Origin of the sequence: Vibrio sp. Vb1980 (assembly GCF_033338615.1) — a bacterium.
GTDB lineage: Bacteria > Pseudomonadota > Gammaproteobacteria > Enterobacterales > Vibrionaceae > Vibrio > Vibrio alginolyticus.
In genome coordinates, this window is sequence record NZ_JAWOSZ010000006.1 from 57,401 (window position 1) to 73,890 (window position 16,490).

Here is a 16,490-nt window from a genome sequence, read left to right on the forward strand (position 1 = left end):
CAATTCAAATACAACAAAAAAGCAGGTGAGTTATGGATTCCACCAAACGTCGCTTTCTCAGCGCGGTCACAGCCGGAGCCGCGTTAATTCCAGCCGCAGGCATTGGCACGGCAACTGCGGGAAACATTATTCGAAATAACCAGTCCGCTGACCGAAAAGGACAAGTCGGCAAGCGTTATGCCATGGTGGTGGATTTGCGTAAATGTGTCGGATGCCAGGCTTGCACTGTGGGTTGCAGCATCGAGAACCAAGTGCCTATCGGTCAATTCCGAACCACCGTAAAGCAATACGAAGTTACGTTAGATGATGGCTCTACAGCCACGCGAGAAGCGAAAGCCTTTATGCTCCCTCGCCTTTGTAACCACTGCGAAAACCCACCCTGCGTGGCTGTGTGTCCGGTTCAAGCGACCTTTCAGCGCGAAGATGGCATCGTCATGGTGGATAACAGTCGCTGTGTCGCCTGCGCGTATTGCGTACAGGCTTGCCCTTACGATGCGCGTTTTATCAATGAGGACACCCTCACCGCAGACAAATGCACCTTCTGCGCTCACCGTCTAGAACAAGGTCTATTACCTGCCTGCGTGGAAACCTGTGTTGGCGGAGCACGTGTAATTGGTGATTTGAATGATCCATCAAGTGAAGTCCGCCGCTTAATTGCGCAGCACCAAGACGATATCAAAGTGCTAAAACCCAACGAAGAGACCAAGCCACACGTGTTTTACATCGGCATGGATGAACGCTTCACCAGCCACATCGACGGACAACCTGCTATTTACGACCCACAAGGAGATCGCGCATGAACATCACCGAAGTGTTAGTCCAACCTCAAGCGATGGCTTGGCTCCCGTGGGCGGTGCAGTATTTCTTCTACATCGGTTCGGCTTATGCGGCTGCTGTTTTATTCCTAATCGCCCTATTATTTGAAAGACACACCAGTCACAGACTGCGCGCTGCGCTTGTTCTGACGCTGGCCATCGGCGCCATCGTGGGGCCATTAGCGTTAACTGGCGACCTTCACCAGCCGGGACGCGCATGGCATTTTTACGCCCACATCACTCCGTGGTCATGGATGTCTTTAGGGTCGCTTTTCTTGCCTGTTTTCTCAGGTTTAGCGGTAGTAACCGCATGGCTGTATCTCCGCCAGGATCTGATCAACTTACGTAATCAGCCAGGAAAAGTACTGCCTCTAATTTCAAAGCTGTCACTGGGTGACTGGGCGCTCTCTCGTAGAGCCATGCTTATGGTGTCCGCCATCACGGTGCTATCAGGCCTCACCATTGCAGTCTACACAGGCGCTGAAATTGCGGTCGTTAAATCGCGATCTTTATGGCACCAACCCGCGTCGCCGGTTCTTTGGTTTGTTACTGCATTTATGGGCGCGGTCGGGTTTTCTCTGCTGATTTGGTTACTGCTGCCTAGTCAGTCAAAGACGCTGACATCTGGCGATACTAATTTACTGAAAAAATCAGTGGTTACCAGCGGTGTATTAACGCTGATACTGCTACCGATTTGGGCATCCAACAATTCCGCATTTTCGCTCTATTCTAGCGAACAATGGATGCACAACATTGCCCTGCTCACTTTTGTCGTTTTAGGTTGTGTTTTGCTCGCTTTCATCTTCTTGCGCGATACCAAAAAGTCCGCATCAGCCAGATTTCGTCACGTCATAGGGCTCAGTTTTGTGTCTGCTGCCGCACTGGAAAGTGCATGGCTGATTCGCTGGTTTACCATCATGGAAGTGCAAACCATCGCCAAGTTCGATGCAGGGCTGTATCCATACCAACTCACTATGGATGGAAATGGCTGGATAGGCATTATCGGCATGCTCGGATTATGGCTTGCACTGGCACTGCTCGGTTCGGAGCTGGTTCAGCCAAAACAAAAGATCGAAGTAAAAGCCTCATCACCCACCTTAACTGAACGCTAATCAAAGGGGATTTCATCATGGATAACAAACGCCGTCAGTTTTTGAAATCAGGCATTGCAGTGGGTGGGCTTGGCGCATTCGCTGCGGGTTACGCCACCACCACCAAACACATGGTCGAGGGTGCGCTCGAAGGCACTGCGGGAGAAAAAACGCGTGATATTCACCACGGTAACTCGCTTGAACCAGAGTACACGGTCAACAGCAAAGGCAACCTAATCCCTAATCCAAATCAGCGCGTTGCACCATCGATGTGCTTTGGTTGTTGGTCACTGTGCGGATTGCGTGTACGCATTGATAACCGCAACGACGAGATTTTGCGTATTACTGGCAACCCATATCACCCACTCTCTCATCAGCAACACATTCCGTTCGAAACGCCAGTCAAAGGTGCTTATTTAAGTTTGGCAGGAGAAGCGGGCCTTGACGGTCGTTCAACAGCATGCGCACGTGGCAATGGGATGCTAGAAATTCGCAACAGCCCGTACCGCATTACTCAGCCACTGAAACGAGTTGGAAAACGCGGCGAAGGAAAATGGATTCCGATCAGTTACGAACAACTGATAGAAGAAGTCGTCGAGGGCGGTGATTTATTTGGTGAAGGTCATGTGGATGGCTTACGCGACATTCGCGATTTAACAACGCCCGTTGATCCTGAAAACCCAGAATATGGACCGAAAGCCAACCAACTGTTAATGACCAACGCCGGTAACGAAGGCCGAGACGACATATTCAAACGCTTCGCGTTCAACAGCTATGGTACGCGTAACTTTGGGCATCATGGCTCTTACTGCGGCTACGCATTTCGTGCTGGCAGCGGCGCATTCATGAACGATTTAGATAAGAACGCGCACTTGAAGCCAGACTTTGATAACGCGGAATACATCATCTTCATCGGTATGTCACCAGCTCAAGCGGGTAACCCTTTTAAGCGTCAGGCGCGCCAACTCGCCAATGCGCGAACAGAAGGTAGCTTGGAATACACCATCATCACACCAAGTTTGCCTGCTGGTTCATCGAGCTTGGCTGCCGGTGACAACAACCGCTGGGTACCAATCAAACCAGGCACCGACTCTGCCCTCGTGCTTGGCATGATCCAGTGGATCATCGAAAACCAACGCTACAACAAAACCTTCTTGGCGCAGCCGGGGGCAAACGCGATGAAACGAGCCGGCACCGCGCACTGGTGTAATGCTACGCATCTCGTGATAAGCGATAATCAGCACCCGAGAAACGGCACGTTTTTACGCGCGTCCGACTTGAATCTGCCATTCGAGGGCGAAGCGTTGTCTGACTCCGACCCGTACGTCATCGTGGATGAGCAAAGCGGCGAATTTGGTGTTCATACCCAAGCTGAGGAAGCGGCACTGTTTGTCGATAAAACGGTTTCGCTTGCATCGGGCGAAGTGCGCGTAAAATCGTCTCTACAAAGACTCAAAGAAGAGGCGTTCAAATACAGTCTTGAGTTCTACAGCCAACAATGTGAAATCCCTGTCGAACAAGTTGTTGAACTAGCAAAGCGCTTCACCAGTCACGGAACAAAAGCGGTGGTCGATACCCACGGTGGCAACATGCACACCAATGGGTTCTATAACTCGTTTACCATCATGATGCTCAATGCGTTGATTGGTAACATAAATATGAAAGGCGGCGCGATGGCCAAAGCGGGTGGCTACCCAACTTCCGCTGCGGGTCCTCGTTACGACTTCACCAAATTTGCTGGCAAAGTCGGCCCGAAAGGCGTCTTTTTGTCGCGCAGTAAATTCCCCTACCACAAAACCAGCGAATACAAACGTCGCGTTGAGGCAGGTGAATCACCTTACCCAACTCGCGCCCCTTGGTATCCGTTTGCCGCGCCACTGCTGACAGAGCACCTATCTGCGGCTATTGATGGGTATCCATACCGCGTTAAAGCGTGGATCAACCACATGGCGAACCCAATGTATGGTGTACCCGGTTTGAAAACGCTGCTGGAAGACAAGCTTAAAGATCCAAAACAACTCGGTTTGATTGTGTCTGTTGATGCGTTCATTAACGAAACCACCGCGTTGTCGGATTATATTGTACCTGACACGGTCACCTACGAAAGCTGGGGTATGGCAACGCCTTGGCACGACGTTCCGGTGAAAACCGTCACCGCTCGCTGGCCGATTGTGGGAGCGCGAACAGAGAAAACCGCCGATGGTCGTTCAATTTGCTTAGAAAACTTTTTGATTGATGTCGCCAAGAAAATGCAACTGGGCGGCTTTGGTGACAACGCGATTCAAGATGCGCAAGGGAATTGGCACGCTCTCCACAGCGCTGAAGATTTCTACTTACGTTCCGCGGCAAACTTGGCTTATGTGAAAGGCGGGGTGCCTGAAGTTTCGGCAGAAGACATTGCGTGGTCCGGCCTAGAGCGTTTAATGCCAGCCATGCAGAAGACGCTGACAGCGGATGAGATGAAACGTGTGGCGTTTATTTTTGCTCGCGGTGGACGTTTTGAAAATGCAACCGAAGCGTATCAAGGTGAGCAAATGAAGCACAAATGGACACGACCTGTCGCGATATGGAATGAACGTGTCGGCAGCGCAAGAAACACCATGACCGGTGATTTCTACACGGGTTGCCCAACATGGCATCCACAAAAACTGGCCGATGGCACACCAATGGAAGACCAGTTCCCAAGCTCAGAATGGCCTTTCAGCCTAACGAACTTTAAATCCAACATTCACAGTGCGGTATCCAACCTATCGCCAAGGTTGAACTCGATTAAAGGCGTAAACCCAGTGTACATCCATCCAATCGATGCCGAGCGCGCAGGCATTAAAACGGGTGATGAGTTTGTTATCGAGACACCATCTGCAAGCACCAAAGCACTTGCGATGATAGTCAGCGGGATTCGCCCTGGCACACTCGGATTTGAACATGGGTTTGGTCATACCGAGCTAGGACAACGCTCGCACTGGATCGGCGATAAACAGCAACCAGTAAAAACTCGCAGCCAAGATGGCGTCAACATTAACGACATCGGATTAATTGACCCAACCCGAGAAGGGAAAGGCGTGTTGTTAGATTGGGTGGTAGGAGCCGCGGCTCGTCAATCATTACCAGCCAAAATCCGCAAAGCGTAACGCCGCACGTTAAGACGTCTCTACCACTTAGAGCTGCCGATTTGTGCAGCTCTTCACCACTTTGTTTTTATCGCTTATAGAACAACCAATAAAAACAAATACGGCCATTTACACTTATTAAATATGTGGAAATCCACAATACCTTTCATTATTGACAAGGCCGACAATATCGTCCAAGTGACTACCAAGTAGCACTTAGACATATTAATAAAAATTAAAGTGAGTCAGCATGTCAAAAATTCTTCCAGTGGTGGTGGCCTGTTTGTTAGCAACCACTATGGGCGCAAGCGCCTCTTCTATTCCGGAAAAAGCCAGCGTATGTAGCGGTTGTCACGGCCAAGATGGCATGGGACAGCCAAATATCGCGCCGATGATCGCTGGTTTAAACGCGAACTATCTCAACACTCAAATCGAACTATTCCTTAGTGGCGAACGCCAAAATGTGGTCATGCAAGGCATGGCGAAGGAACTCAACGATCCCGCAGACCGTAAGGAAGTTATGGAGTACTTTGCTAACCTCCCGAGCTACGAGTTCACGAATCCAGAACAACGCGGCGACCAAGCTGATATTCGTAACCCGTATCGTAAATTAATTTTCCAAGGCGATTGGGATAGAAATATTCCAGCTTGCGCAACTTGTCATGGAGCCAGCGGTATGGGCGTCGACAAGTTCCCTCGCCTCGCAAGCCAACATGCTGATTACTTAAAAACGCAATTGATGGCATGGAAAAACGGCACTCGCAGTGGCGACCCGCTCAATATGATGGGGACCATCGCAAAAAATCTCACTGACAAAGAGATCGAAAATCTTGCTTACTACTTTGCCTCATTACGTTACTAGGAGCAGTCATGAAACGTTTCTATTCTTTGTTCGCACTGCCTTTCATTTCTACGCTCGTACTAGCTAACGATCCATTACCGGACCGCCAGAAAGAGCTACCTGCGATAGAAAAAGAAAATCACGGTGAATACTTAAAACCGCGTGATCTCAGCACAATCCCAAACACCGCATTTGGTGAGCAAGTAAAACGCGGTTACTCGCTCTTTGTTAACTCACAACAAATGCGCGGAAAATACGTTGGCAACGAACAAAACTGTGTGAACTGCCATATGGAGGCAGGACGAAAAGCAAACGCTGCGCCACTGTGGGCAGCTTACATGGCATACCCGGCATATCGTAAGAAAAACGATCGCGTAAACAGCTATGCTGACCGTATCCAAGGTTGTTTCGAGTATTCCATGAACGGTAAAGCGCCCGCTTACGATTCGACAGAAATTGTTGCCCTTAGTGCTTACGCCTACTGGTTAGCGATGGGCGGCTTGCTTGACAAACATGGTATGACGGATGAACCCATCCCAGAGCTAGACGCAAAAGCGTTGCAAATTGGTGGAAAAGCAAAAGACTTTCCGTTGCCTGAAGCCATCGCACAAGCATTACCAGTTGAAAAGCGAGGTAATCTCTCTGGGCGTGGCTACCCAAAAATCGCCGCCCCTGAGAAAGAACCATCAATAGAGCGAGGCGCATTGGTCTACGAAAAGAACTGTGAAACTTGCCATCGCGCCGACGGTTCAGGCATCAAAGACACCAACGACCATTCATACATTCCACCACTTTGGGGCGAATATGCGTATAACTGGGGCGCAGGTATGCACCGGATTAACACAGCGGCCTATTTTATTTACGAAAACATGCCGCTTGGTAAAAGTGTACAGCTGACAGAGCAAGAAGCTTGGGATGTCGCAGCATACGTCAACAGCCATGAGCGTCCACAAGATCCTCGATTCAAAGGCAATGTCACCGCAAACGCGGAGAAATATCACCAGCACCAAGGCTATTACGGCAAAACGCTCAACGGTACGCAAGTCGGCTCCAATGCCTTTAAGAGCGGAACGGTCAAGTAAAGTACAACTAAGTACCTTAAATAAAATGCTCTTTTTCCCTGCTCTGATTATCTGGGCAGGGTTACTTACCCTTAAAAACAAGTAATTACCCCCCTCCACAGACAAGCAATATCACATTATTTTCGACTTCCAACATACTCATCTTCGCCGTAAAATCTTGTACCAAACGCGACTTCGTTTATGTCTTAGATCTCCCATATCCTCTAATGCCAAAAGTAAGAAACTCGTAAACTCCTGAATCAAAACAAGCGTGCCTAGTGAAAAAAGAGTATTCTTAAAGCAAATGAATCTAAAACCTACCCGATGAGTATTCAACCTAATTCCCGTCAGTTAATTTCATGCGAAGAGTGCGGCCTTGTTGTTCGCATTCCCGATATCGAACAGGGGCAAAAAGCACAATGTCCTCGATGTTCGCATTCGCTGACTAAAGTGAATGCCAAGCCTTACCAAAGCGTGATCGCCATATCATCGGCATGTTTGATCATGTTAGTGCTAAGCATTTCTTTCCCTTTTATGTCGTTCAGCGTGCAAGGGTTGTCGCAAGAAATCACCTTGTTGCACGCTGCCAAAATGCTGGCTGAGTTTCAAAATGTGCTTTTGGGTGTGCTGCTACTCGCAACAGTTATCGTTTTGCCTGCAATCTATGTTGGTCTCATTCTCTTTCTTCACCTTGAAGCATTAAAAGCACGTAAACATACCCCCTCTAGAAAGCAGCAACGAATGGCAAAAGTTTTATGCCGTCTTCTGTTTCGAGTCGAACCCTGGTTAATGGTGGATGTCTTTTTGATTGGCGTGTTGGTCAGCTTAATTAAAATCGCTTCCCTCGCAGACATAGGAATGGGCACTTCATTCTGGGCGTTTTGTGTATATACCGTTCTGGTAGTCAAATGCATATCAATGGTCGACAAAAGCTGGCTCTGGGGGCACTTTATTCCAGCTATCGAGCTATCTAATGTAAAAGAGGGTGATACGCACCATAACCACAACCATATTGGTTGTCATACGTGTCACCAGCTCAACCCTATTGAAGCTAAAAAACACCAACACTGCATTCGTTGTAAAAGCCCTATTCACAAATACAACCCCGCAGACAACTTACAAAAAGCTTGGGCGCTTTTGTTTGCTTCAGTCATTTTCTATATCCCTGCAAACCTCTACCCTATGATGTACACCGTAAGTCTTGGACATGCAGAAGGTTCGACTATCATGGAGGGGGTAATATTGCTTTGGCATTTAGGTTCTTACCCTATTGCGATGGTAATTTTCTTTGCTAGCGTATTTATTCCAATGGCGAAAATGCTGGCACTCGCGTGGCTGTATTACAATGCGCAAAAAGCGCGATATATTCCGCACGAAGAGAGTATTTCACGCTTAAAGATCTACCGCATAACTGAGTTTATTGGCCGTTGGTCCATGATCGATATCTTCGTCGTCGCGATCTTAGTTGCACTGGTTCAGCTGCAAAACTTAATGGCGATTTATCCAGGTCCTGCTGCGCTCTCTTTCGCGGCAGTGGTCATTTTTACTATGCTTTCTGCAATGATATTTGACTCACGTTTGTTGTGGCAATTGCCACAAAACGAAGTGCAGGAGCCGATTTCTGACAACTTAAACGAGAAAGCCAAATATGAGTGATGAGAACAACGTAACCGCTCAAATAAAACCGCAAAAGCAGATTTCTGCGATATGGATTGTCCCGATCCTTGCGCTAGCCATGGGAGCGTGGATGCTGTTCCAATATATCAACAGTACAGGCCCACAAATTACTCTCCAACTGCCAACCGCAGATGGGATTGAGGTTGGCAAAACCGAAATCCGAGCATTGAATGTAAAAGTCGGACTGATTACTGAAGTCACTCTCAGTGAAAATTACGATCACATCATCGCTAAGGCACAAATGAACAAGGATGCAGAACGCATGCTGCGAGATGACACCATGTTTTGGGTTGTGAAGCCTCGTATTGGCCGTGATGGCGTTTCAGGTTTAGAGACCTTGCTCTCTGGCGCTTATATCCAACTTCAGCCGGGTAAATCTAAGATAGAGAAAGAGCGCTTTACGGTCTTAGATGTTCCCCCAGCCGCCTCTCCTGATGCAGAGGGGTTACGCCTTGTGTTAACACACCGCGAGGCTGGTAAGCTAGGCGTTGGTGACCCCGTCATTTATAAAGGCTTTACGGTTGGTCGTGTAGAGAAAACCAGCTTTGATGTTGACACTCGCAAAGCGTTATACCAACTCTTTATTTTCAAGCCTTATGACAGCTTAGTGCGCACTCGTACCAAGTTCTGGCTGAATTCTGGCGTAGATTTACAGCTCAACGCTGAAGGGTTCGAAGTCAAGTTTGGCTCATTAGAGAGCATGCTAACGGGTGGTGTTACCTTCGATACCGTTCCAGGTCTTGAATCCGGTGAACAGCTCACTGAAAATATGGTCAACTTCCGCTTGTACGATGATATTAAACAACTTCGAGAAGGCATGTACGATGATTATATTGAATTCGTTATGCTTTTTGATGAATCGGTACGAGGACTTAAACGTAAGGCACCTGTCGAATATCGAGGCTTGAGAATTGGTACTGTGATGCGTGTACCAATGCGACTTCCAACCCCAGAAGAGAACTTTTCTGCGAAAAAAATCCCTGTATTGGTACGAATCGAGCTCGGCCGTGTTTATGGCGATTTCCAATCCCAATCTTTACCAATGTTAAAAGATAAATTGAAGAGTGAGTTTGCTAAAGGCCTACGTGGTACTTTAAAAACAGGTAACTTATTAACAGGCGCACTGTATGTTGACGCCGACTTCTATCCAAACGACGAGCCTTACGTACCGAGTAAGTTTGCTGATTTAGATGTTTTCCCAACCATGCGTGGTGGTTTTGCGCAGGTTCAGCGCCAAGTGAACGACTTCCTAAATAAGATTAATAACTTACCAATGGAAGAAACACTAGACTCTCTCAATTCAACGTTAAAAACGTCCGAAAAAACGTTAGCTTCAGCAGAACGCGTGGCGGACAGTATTGATAAACTTTTGAATCAAAAAGAGACGCAAGAGATCCCAACAGATATTCGCCAAAGCTTACAGCAATTACAAAAAACACTCGATGGTTATGGGCCCAACTCAACCATGTACAGCGAAATGGAAGCCACGCTAAAAGAATTAGAAAGCGTAATGACAGAGTTTAAACCCGTACTTAAACAGCTAAACGAAAAGCCAAACTCTCTCGTGTTTGGAGAAGATGAAATCAGTGACCCAATACCAGTTAAAGGCAAAAACTAATGAAACGAGTATTCTTTCTGTCTATCGCGCTATTTGTCGGTCTAACGGGTTGCAGTAGCGCTCCGCAAACTAAAGGAGCTATGTACCTTCTACCTAAGGCGGAACCAGTGACGCTGAGCTCTTCTGATATCGCTCAGCGCCCAACTTTAGTTGTTCGTCCAGTGACATTGGCGAGTTATTTGAATGATAATGGCATTGTTTATCGAACCTCTGAGACCCAAGTTATTCAGGCGAAGCACAATCAATGGGCGCACAGTATTTCTGAGCAAATCACTCAGAGAGTCGTCGCGGAACTACGTCACAAGCAAAGTCATTACTGGCCGACTGAAATGAATAATCTGTTGGATCAAAGCGGTGAAGCCAAACTCCAGCTTACGTTAAATAAATTTAATGGCAGCTACAAAGGTAATATCGAAATTGAGGGGGAATGGTTACTCATTAATGCCGAAGGTAAGGTAGAAAACAGCGCGCCAATACAAATCTCTCAGCCGCTTCAAGATGAGGGCTATGAAGCGCTCGTCAACGCTTTATCCATAGGCTTAGAAAGCCTAACCTCAGACATTGCCAAACAACTCTAAGTCAATGTTAATTACAGGGAAGCAAGTTGCTTCCCTTTTTTATGCAGAGTGTAGCGACTTCTACTAAGCTGAAAGCTGACGAAAAGCCGAAAAGGAAATTGGATGAAACCATGTAACCTGCTATCACTCTCCTCACTCATTCTTGTATTACCTACATCAGTAGCGCTCTCAGCTGAGACACAAGAATCTCGTTGGCGAAATAGCATAGAAGTGTACATGCTAGGACTGAATATCCACGGGGATACCAGTATTGGTCGCTTTTCATCAGAGGTGGATGTCGATCCTAAGTTCATCGTAGACCACCTCGATATTGGGGCGATGTTGCGATTCGAGAGTATTTACCAAAGTAAGTGGGGCTACTACATAGATTATAGTTTCATGAACTTAAGTGGTGATGTTAATAATATCAAGGGCGCTCTGCCTAACGCTCGTTATCGTGCGGACATCGAAATACGGCAAAGTGTTCTAGAAGCAAAGGCATTCCAACGCGAACAATATTCATTTGGTAAACTGGATTATATGTTTGGATTACGTTGGTGGGACAATGACATCACCGGCAAGCTGTATCGTAATGACAACCGGGTACTAGAAGATAGACTGTCATTACAAGAAGATTGGGTCGATTTTTTAGTTGGCTTGCGACTCATTGATGAATTGAGTGAAAACTGGCGATTTCATGCCAGTATCGACGCCGGACTTGGCAACGATACTCACTTCACTTATGCCATTCAAACTGGTGTTCGTTATCGCTTTAACGAATGGTCTGATCTCAACTTAGCTTACAAGTCGACCTGGGTCGATTACAAAAATGAAGAGGTATTTGAATATGATACGGCTTCTCAAGGGCTTTTAGTCGGACTTGGCTTTTACTTTTGATCAGGTGAAACCCTAGCCTATATTCAAGCGTTGTAACGTGTACTAGCTCTAGGTACACGTCTAGTGCCGCGTTACAGATGCTTAAATAAGGCAAATTGATCTTCATCAGACTATAAATTGCTCTTCGGTGTTACTCTCTGTCGCAAAATATAAAACCCCACTCTATGACCTCATATAGGTCTTGTTGATAAGGTTCCCGAGTAGCAATGTCGATTAACATTTCCGATTTAACCACCGCCCTAAATAAGGTGGAGCATATTCATAAAGTGCAGCTTGAAAACGTACATCAGTTCTTCAAAGCAAACGAAGCTTTCTCGTTGCAAACATTCAGCCAGCTGATATCCAGCGACTCGCTTGATGATCGATTTAAAACCATCGATAAAGCGTTCTCTTTGCTTGGTGATGCAAAAACCTACCTTTTAGAAGTGTCTTACCTTGTTAAGTAAAAAAGAAAGCCCCGATAAAATTCATTACCGGGGCTATCATTTTCTATCTAAACTACTGATTTACAATTTGTAACGATCATCAATTACCGTTAATTCTGGGAAGGTTTTACCCTCGTCCATCGCTTCTTCTGTCTCTTCTTTTACTTGGTTATCAATCCAGAAATTACCGATATCCATTGGATGAAGCACCCATTCTGTCGCTTTTGTCATGCCGTTTTTAGGAATTTTAACCCAGCGCCAATGAGCAACTCGAGAATAAGGCACCATGTAGCCAGGAACGATGATATTCGCTTTGCTGACATAGTTTTGGATTTGATGCGACAAGTCGTAACGCTTCTCCTGATCAAACTCAGAATCATACGCTTCAATTAACTTGTCTAGCTCAGGGCTGCTGTAGTTGGTGTGAGCATTCGTTTGTGGTCGATTTGCATTATCCGAGTGTAGGTATTCCCAATACGCAGGGATCTCACCAGAGCCCATATTCAAAAACGCTAGCTGATGCTTTTTCTCAAGAATGTATTTAAACGCAGATGAGCCATCCACCAAGTTTAACGTGAACTCAAGACCAGCAAGTTTCGCTTGCTCTTTCAGGTATGCAATACGCGGTGTCCAAGAGTTGTATCCGTAGGTGATAGCAAAGCTCAAGCGTTGGCCCTTGTCGTTAACACGAATACCATCTGCGCCCACTTTGTCAAAGCCCGCTTTTTCGAAGTGTTTAACCGCCGCATCAGCATCAAACTTTGGCGGTGTATTGTTAGGATCATCGTATTCGCCATGACCAAAGCCGAGTCCATGCGGTTTACGTGAATAATCTCCACGCATGATGTTTTCAATCATGCCGTCATAGTCAGTGGCTGCCATAACACCTTTACGCACTTCTAGGTTATCCAACATCGGCATCGCTGTGTTCATCCAAAGACCACCAGCTCCTTGCGGTGCTTCGTTAAAGCCCCAGTACTTTTGGATATAGCCTTTTTTGTACACATCACTATTGGTCTTGTCATGCCAAAAGCTTGGTAGCACCATCTCAAAGTAGTCTAAGTTGCCTTTCTCAAAGTGCTTCATGGCAATATCAGGATCGCGAATCACCTTAATGCGAACCTTTTCAACGTTATAACGGTTTTTATAGTAGCGGTTGTTGTATCCCCACCAATCTTCACCGACATGTTTGAATGTTACGCTCTTACCTTTCTTCACTTGATCAATGTAGTAAGGCGCTGCGGTTGGCTCAGATTTAAAGTTAAACTTTCTGACGAAGTTATCAGGCATGCCATCGTTATTTGCGTCCTTTTCTCCTTCAAAGAAGTGTTCAGGACGAGGCTGAAAACCATTACTTGGCATGTTAATCATAACCATAAGTGAGTCATGACTTTGAGCTACAGCAAGATTGACTTTGATCGTGTAGTCATCAATTTTTTCAACACTCACAATACTGTTTGTGAAGAAGTCGTTGTACCACGGGTCGATAATGTCTTTTGACGTGTAGTACTTCATCATAAAGACGTAATCATCTGCTGTAATTTTTTCACCATCTGACCACTCGGCCGTTTCGTCGAGTTTAAAGAATACGGTTTTGTTGTCTTCTCCAAATGCCCATGACTTAGCAAGTTGAGGGATCCATTTGCCAGTATTTGGATGACGCTGAGCCAGTTTTGGTGAACCATCCATTAAGTATTGGCGCAAACCTGAGTTCGCATCTGGACCAACACTTCGTAATGTTTGCGGAAAGCTCTGAATGTAAGTGCGATAGGTGCCACCTCGTACCGCTTCTTCAGAGGCAAATAGAGGTTCGTTGTTGTTTGAAATCCATTCGATATCAGCTGGCAATTCTGCCGCACTCAGTTGAAAACTGGCAGCGGTCAGTGTTGCTAGTACTGAAAATGGCAGTTTTTTAGTCATGTTTCTTCCTTGTTGTGTTTGCGCACTAAGGTCGTAACAAGGAAGACAGCGTGTGAAAGCTCACAGAAAGCTGCGATTTAAAATACGCAGATAGGAAATAATAGGAACGTAATATGAAGTGACGTCCTGCCAGCTTCTATATTAATTTCAAAGAGTTTCACTAGGTCATCCTAGACCTTACAACGCAGTGAATGCATCTTCGCCATAGTATTCTTTAGATATTTGTAACGCAAGCCATCAATAACACATGATTGCATTTTCGAGGCATCACAGTGAGCTATGTTACAAAAGTGTGATCAGCATAGTACCAAGCCCTACTTTACTCAGAATAAACCGCAGAACCTTTATCTCAATTGGCCCCGATATACCAGTTACAGCGAGTAAATGATCAGACATAGCTGGTTAAAAGGAATGGTTGTTTACCGCGATCAGTATTTTCATTCGATATAAAAAGTGAGGCATCTTAGCCTCACTTTTCTCCATACAATCGAGACAGTGCTTACATTTTAGATAAGCTCTCATTGATCGACTTCAGCACTTCTGCAGGATTTGACGCTTGAGTGATAGGGCGACCAATCACAAGATAATCTGAACCTGATTGGATAGCGTCTACTGGCGTCATGATACGGCGTTGGTCACCTTGTTCTGAACCAGCAGGTCGAATACCAGGGGTCACTAATTTAAATTCTTGGCCTAGTTCGCTCTTCAGTAGTGAGGACTCTTGCGCTGAACATACGACACCATCTAAGCCCGCGTTTTTGGTCAAGGTTGCTAGACGAATCACTTGCTCCTGAGGCGCAACATTCAAACCAATACCAGCTAAATCACTTTGTTCCATACTGGTTAGTACCGTTACACCGATAAGAAGTGGACGATCTTTACCATATGGCTCAAGAATTTCACGTGATGCCGTCATCATACGCTCACCACCGCTCGCGTGTACGTTCACCATCCATACACCCATTTCAGCCGCAGCGCGAACTGCTTTCGAACAGGTGTTTGGAATATCGTGAAATTTTAAATCTAGGAATACCGAGAAACCACGTTTATGGAGTTCACGTACAAAATCAGGACCAAATAGCGTAAACATCTCCTTGCCAACTTTTAGTCGGCATGACGCAGGATCAATTCTATCTACAAACGCAAGTGCATCTGCTTGGTTATCATAATCCAGTGCGACAATAACTTTTTGGTCGATCATTTCATCTCCTAACTGTTTTGGTTCTTATTAAATAAAAAGTTAAAAAAATGCAGCGGACAGAAACTCTGCCAGCTGCATTAAGAATTATTCACCATCCAATCCGCGGATTGGCTTGATCGTCCCCCATCCTTTACAGGACGGACAATGCCAATAAAGGGAATGGGTAGAAAATCCACACTTCCGGCATCGGTAATGTGGTTTCACTTTTAACTGTTCACCCACCATCGCTTGTAGTGTTGATAGGCTGTCTTTCGCTCGACCATCTTCTGCTTCTGCAATGTGGTAGTCAATTAAACGGTAGAAGCCCTTCATGGTTGGGTTTTTCAGCAATTGTTTCGTCAGTAACTCTTGAGCAGCCCCAACGTTCTCGTGATGAGCAACTAATTGAGCCAACATCAACTCGGCTGATACGCCAGCTTTCTTATCAATACAAGCTCGCAGAAACTCGACAAGTTCATCTTCCTGACCCAGATGATGATAGCATTCTGCAATAGTTGGCAAGACATCACTGATAAAGTCTTTATCTTGCTCAAGTACCCCTGTCAGATATTTGATGGTGTGCTTATAGTCTTCAGACTCTAGATAAATTCGTCCCAAAGCAATACTTGCTCGAACACACTTCGGGTCTTCCGCTAACGCTTTTTTAAAATGCTGTATTGCCTTATTAGTATTCCCATCAGCTTGGTCGAGCATGGCTATTTCACACCAAAAATGGGCAATATTTGCACGCATCCTTGAGCGTTTATTACCTAACTTAGCCAATTGGTTCGCGTAATAAATCGCCTTTTCCCATTCTCGTGTTTGCTGATAAATGGTCACTAATTGTTGAAGAGCCGCCTCTTTGTAATCTGGCTCTTCGACTAACTGTTCGAAGATTTTCTCTGCACGATCAAGAAAACCTGAGACCATGTAGTCTTTCGCTAACTGTTGAAGGGCGAGGTTCTTTTGGTCCAGTGTTAAGCCTGAACGAGAAATAAGATTTTGGTGAATTCTGATTGCGCGGTCGACTTCACCACGAGACCGGAACAGGTTACCCAACGCAAGGTGAGTATCGATGGTCTCGTTATCAACTTGGAGCAATTCAATAAAGTGATCGACAGCCTTATCTGATTGGTCAGAGAGCAACAGATTAAGACCCGTCATATACTGACGAGAGATTTGATGAGATTGCTTCTGCTTGTCTTGCTGAGCGCTGCGATGCCCCATATACCAGCCATACGCAGCAGCTATAGGCAACAACAAGAAGAGTAGTTCAAGCATTAAAGTTAAGCCTTATC

The 16,490-nt window shown here is 46.1% G+C and carries 13 protein-coding genes; 10 read left to right on the plus strand and 3 right to left on the minus strand.

Annotated features, from left to right (window positions below):
- The first annotated feature begins 32 nt into the window (after positions 1-32).
- From dsrO to R7F64_RS11705, 10 genes are all read left to right on the plus strand, one after another.
- Positions 33-800: a sulfate reduction electron transfer complex DsrMKJOP subunit DsrO gene (gene dsrO, locus R7F64_RS11660; protein WP_104975481.1), complete on the plus strand. Its 768-nt coding sequence runs from the start codon at positions 33-35 to the stop codon at positions 798-800.
- On the plus strand, positions 797-1,927 hold the full coding sequence (gene nrfD / locus R7F64_RS11665; protein ID WP_137282252.1) for an NrfD/PsrC family molybdoenzyme membrane anchor subunit: 1,131 nt from the start codon (positions 797-799) through the stop codon (positions 1,925-1,927). The genes dsrO and nrfD overlap by 4 nt, the downstream gene beginning before the upstream one ends.
- A gap of 17 nt (positions 1,928-1,944) precedes the next feature.
- Entirely contained in the window at positions 1,945-5,037 is a 3,093-nt protein-coding gene (locus tag R7F64_RS11670) for a tetrathionate reductase subunit A (RefSeq protein ID WP_318071710.1), read from the plus strand.
- Between the two features lie 277 nt (positions 5,038-5,314).
- Positions 5,315-5,878, plus strand: coding sequence for a c-type cytochrome (locus tag R7F64_RS11675; RefSeq protein WP_373920870.1), 564 nt, complete (start codon positions 5,315-5,317; stop codon positions 5,876-5,878).
- 8 nt (positions 5,879-5,886) lie between these two features.
- Positions 5,887-6,939, plus strand: a complete 1,053-nt coding sequence (locus R7F64_RS11680) for a c-type cytochrome (RefSeq protein WP_017633872.1) — start codon at positions 5,887-5,889, stop codon at positions 6,937-6,939.
- A gap of 303 nt (positions 6,940-7,242) precedes the next feature.
- On the plus strand, positions 7,243-8,574 hold the full coding sequence (locus tag R7F64_RS11685; protein ID WP_318071711.1) for a paraquat-inducible protein A: 1,332 nt from the start codon (positions 7,243-7,245) through the stop codon (positions 8,572-8,574).
- Positions 8,567-10,213 carry an intermembrane transport protein PqiB gene (pqiB, locus tag R7F64_RS11690; protein ID WP_318071712.1) on the plus strand — a complete coding sequence of 549 codons (1,647 nt, stop codon included), beginning with the start codon at positions 8,567-8,569 and terminating at the stop codon, positions 10,211-10,213. Before R7F64_RS11685 ends, pqiB begins: the two co-directional genes overlap by 8 nt.
- Positions 10,213-10,791: a membrane integrity-associated transporter subunit PqiC gene (locus R7F64_RS11695; protein WP_017821657.1), complete on the plus strand. Its 579-nt coding sequence runs from the start codon at positions 10,213-10,215 to the stop codon at positions 10,789-10,791. The genes pqiB and R7F64_RS11695 overlap by 1 nt, the downstream gene beginning before the upstream one ends.
- Positions 10,792-10,893: 102 nt before the next feature.
- On the plus strand, positions 10,894-11,667 hold the full coding sequence (locus R7F64_RS11700) for a hypothetical protein (protein WP_318071713.1): 774 nt from the start codon (positions 10,894-10,896) through the stop codon (positions 11,665-11,667).
- Between the two features lie 206 nt (positions 11,668-11,873).
- Entirely contained in the window at positions 11,874-12,113 is a 240-nt protein-coding gene (locus tag R7F64_RS11705; protein ID WP_017821658.1) for a hypothetical protein, read from the plus strand.
- Positions 12,114-12,173: 60 nt separating this feature from the next.
- Here the strand turns inward: R7F64_RS11705 and R7F64_RS11710 are convergent, their stop codons facing one another.
- The 3 genes from R7F64_RS11710 to lapB all read right to left on the minus strand — a co-directional run bounded on the left by R7F64_RS11710 (position 12,174) and on the right by lapB (position 16,473).
- Entirely contained in the window at positions 12,174-14,012 is a 1,839-nt protein-coding gene (locus R7F64_RS11710) for an extracellular solute-binding protein (RefSeq protein ID WP_017633867.1), read from the minus strand.
- Between the two features lie 499 nt (positions 14,013-14,511).
- Positions 14,512-15,213: an orotidine-5'-phosphate decarboxylase gene (pyrF, locus tag R7F64_RS11715; RefSeq protein WP_017821659.1), complete on the minus strand. Its 702-nt coding sequence runs from the start codon at positions 15,211-15,213 to the stop codon at positions 14,512-14,514.
- A gap of 84 nt (positions 15,214-15,297) precedes the next feature.
- On the minus strand, positions 15,298-16,473 hold the full coding sequence (gene lapB, locus R7F64_RS11720; RefSeq protein WP_005376665.1) for a lipopolysaccharide assembly protein LapB: 1,176 nt from the start codon (positions 16,471-16,473) through the stop codon (positions 15,298-15,300).
- Positions 16,474-16,490: the final 17 nt, after the last annotated feature.

Bases quoted from the DNA above. Each gene is read 5' to 3' on its own strand.
- dsrO (WP_104975481.1), top strand. From the start codon at position 33: ATGGATTCCACCAAACGTCGCTTTCTCAGCGCGGTCACAGCCGGAGCC.
- nrfD (WP_137282252.1), top strand. From the start codon at position 797: ATGAACATCACCGAAGTGTTAGTCCAACCTCAAGCGATGGCTTGGCTC.
- R7F64_RS11670 (WP_318071710.1), top strand. From the start codon at position 1,945: ATGGATAACAAACGCCGTCAGTTTTTGAAATCAGGCATTGCAGTGGGT.
- R7F64_RS11675 (WP_373920870.1), top strand. From the start codon at position 5,315: ATGGGCGCAAGCGCCTCTTCTATTCCGGAAAAAGCCAGCGTATGTAGC.
- R7F64_RS11680 (WP_017633872.1), top strand. From the start codon at position 5,887: ATGAAACGTTTCTATTCTTTGTTCGCACTGCCTTTCATTTCTACGCTC.
- R7F64_RS11685 (WP_318071711.1), top strand. From the start codon at position 7,243: ATGAGTATTCAACCTAATTCCCGTCAGTTAATTTCATGCGAAGAGTGC.
- pqiB (WP_318071712.1), top strand. From the start codon at position 8,567: ATGAGTGATGAGAACAACGTAACCGCTCAAATAAAACCGCAAAAGCAG.
- R7F64_RS11695 (WP_017821657.1), top strand. From the start codon at position 10,213: ATGAAACGAGTATTCTTTCTGTCTATCGCGCTATTTGTCGGTCTAACG.
- R7F64_RS11700 (WP_318071713.1), top strand. From the start codon at position 10,894: ATGAAACCATGTAACCTGCTATCACTCTCCTCACTCATTCTTGTATTA.
- R7F64_RS11705 (WP_017821658.1), top strand. From the start codon at position 11,874: ATGTCGATTAACATTTCCGATTTAACCACCGCCCTAAATAAGGTGGAG.
- R7F64_RS11710 (WP_017633867.1), bottom strand. From the start codon at position 14,012: ATGACTAAAAAACTGCCATTTTCAGTACTAGCAACACTGACCGCTGCC.
- pyrF (WP_017821659.1), bottom strand. From the start codon at position 15,213: ATGATCGACCAAAAAGTTATTGTCGCACTGGATTATGATAACCAAGCA.
- lapB (WP_005376665.1), bottom strand. From the start codon at position 16,473: ATGCTTGAACTACTCTTCTTGTTGTTGCCTATAGCTGCTGCGTATGGC.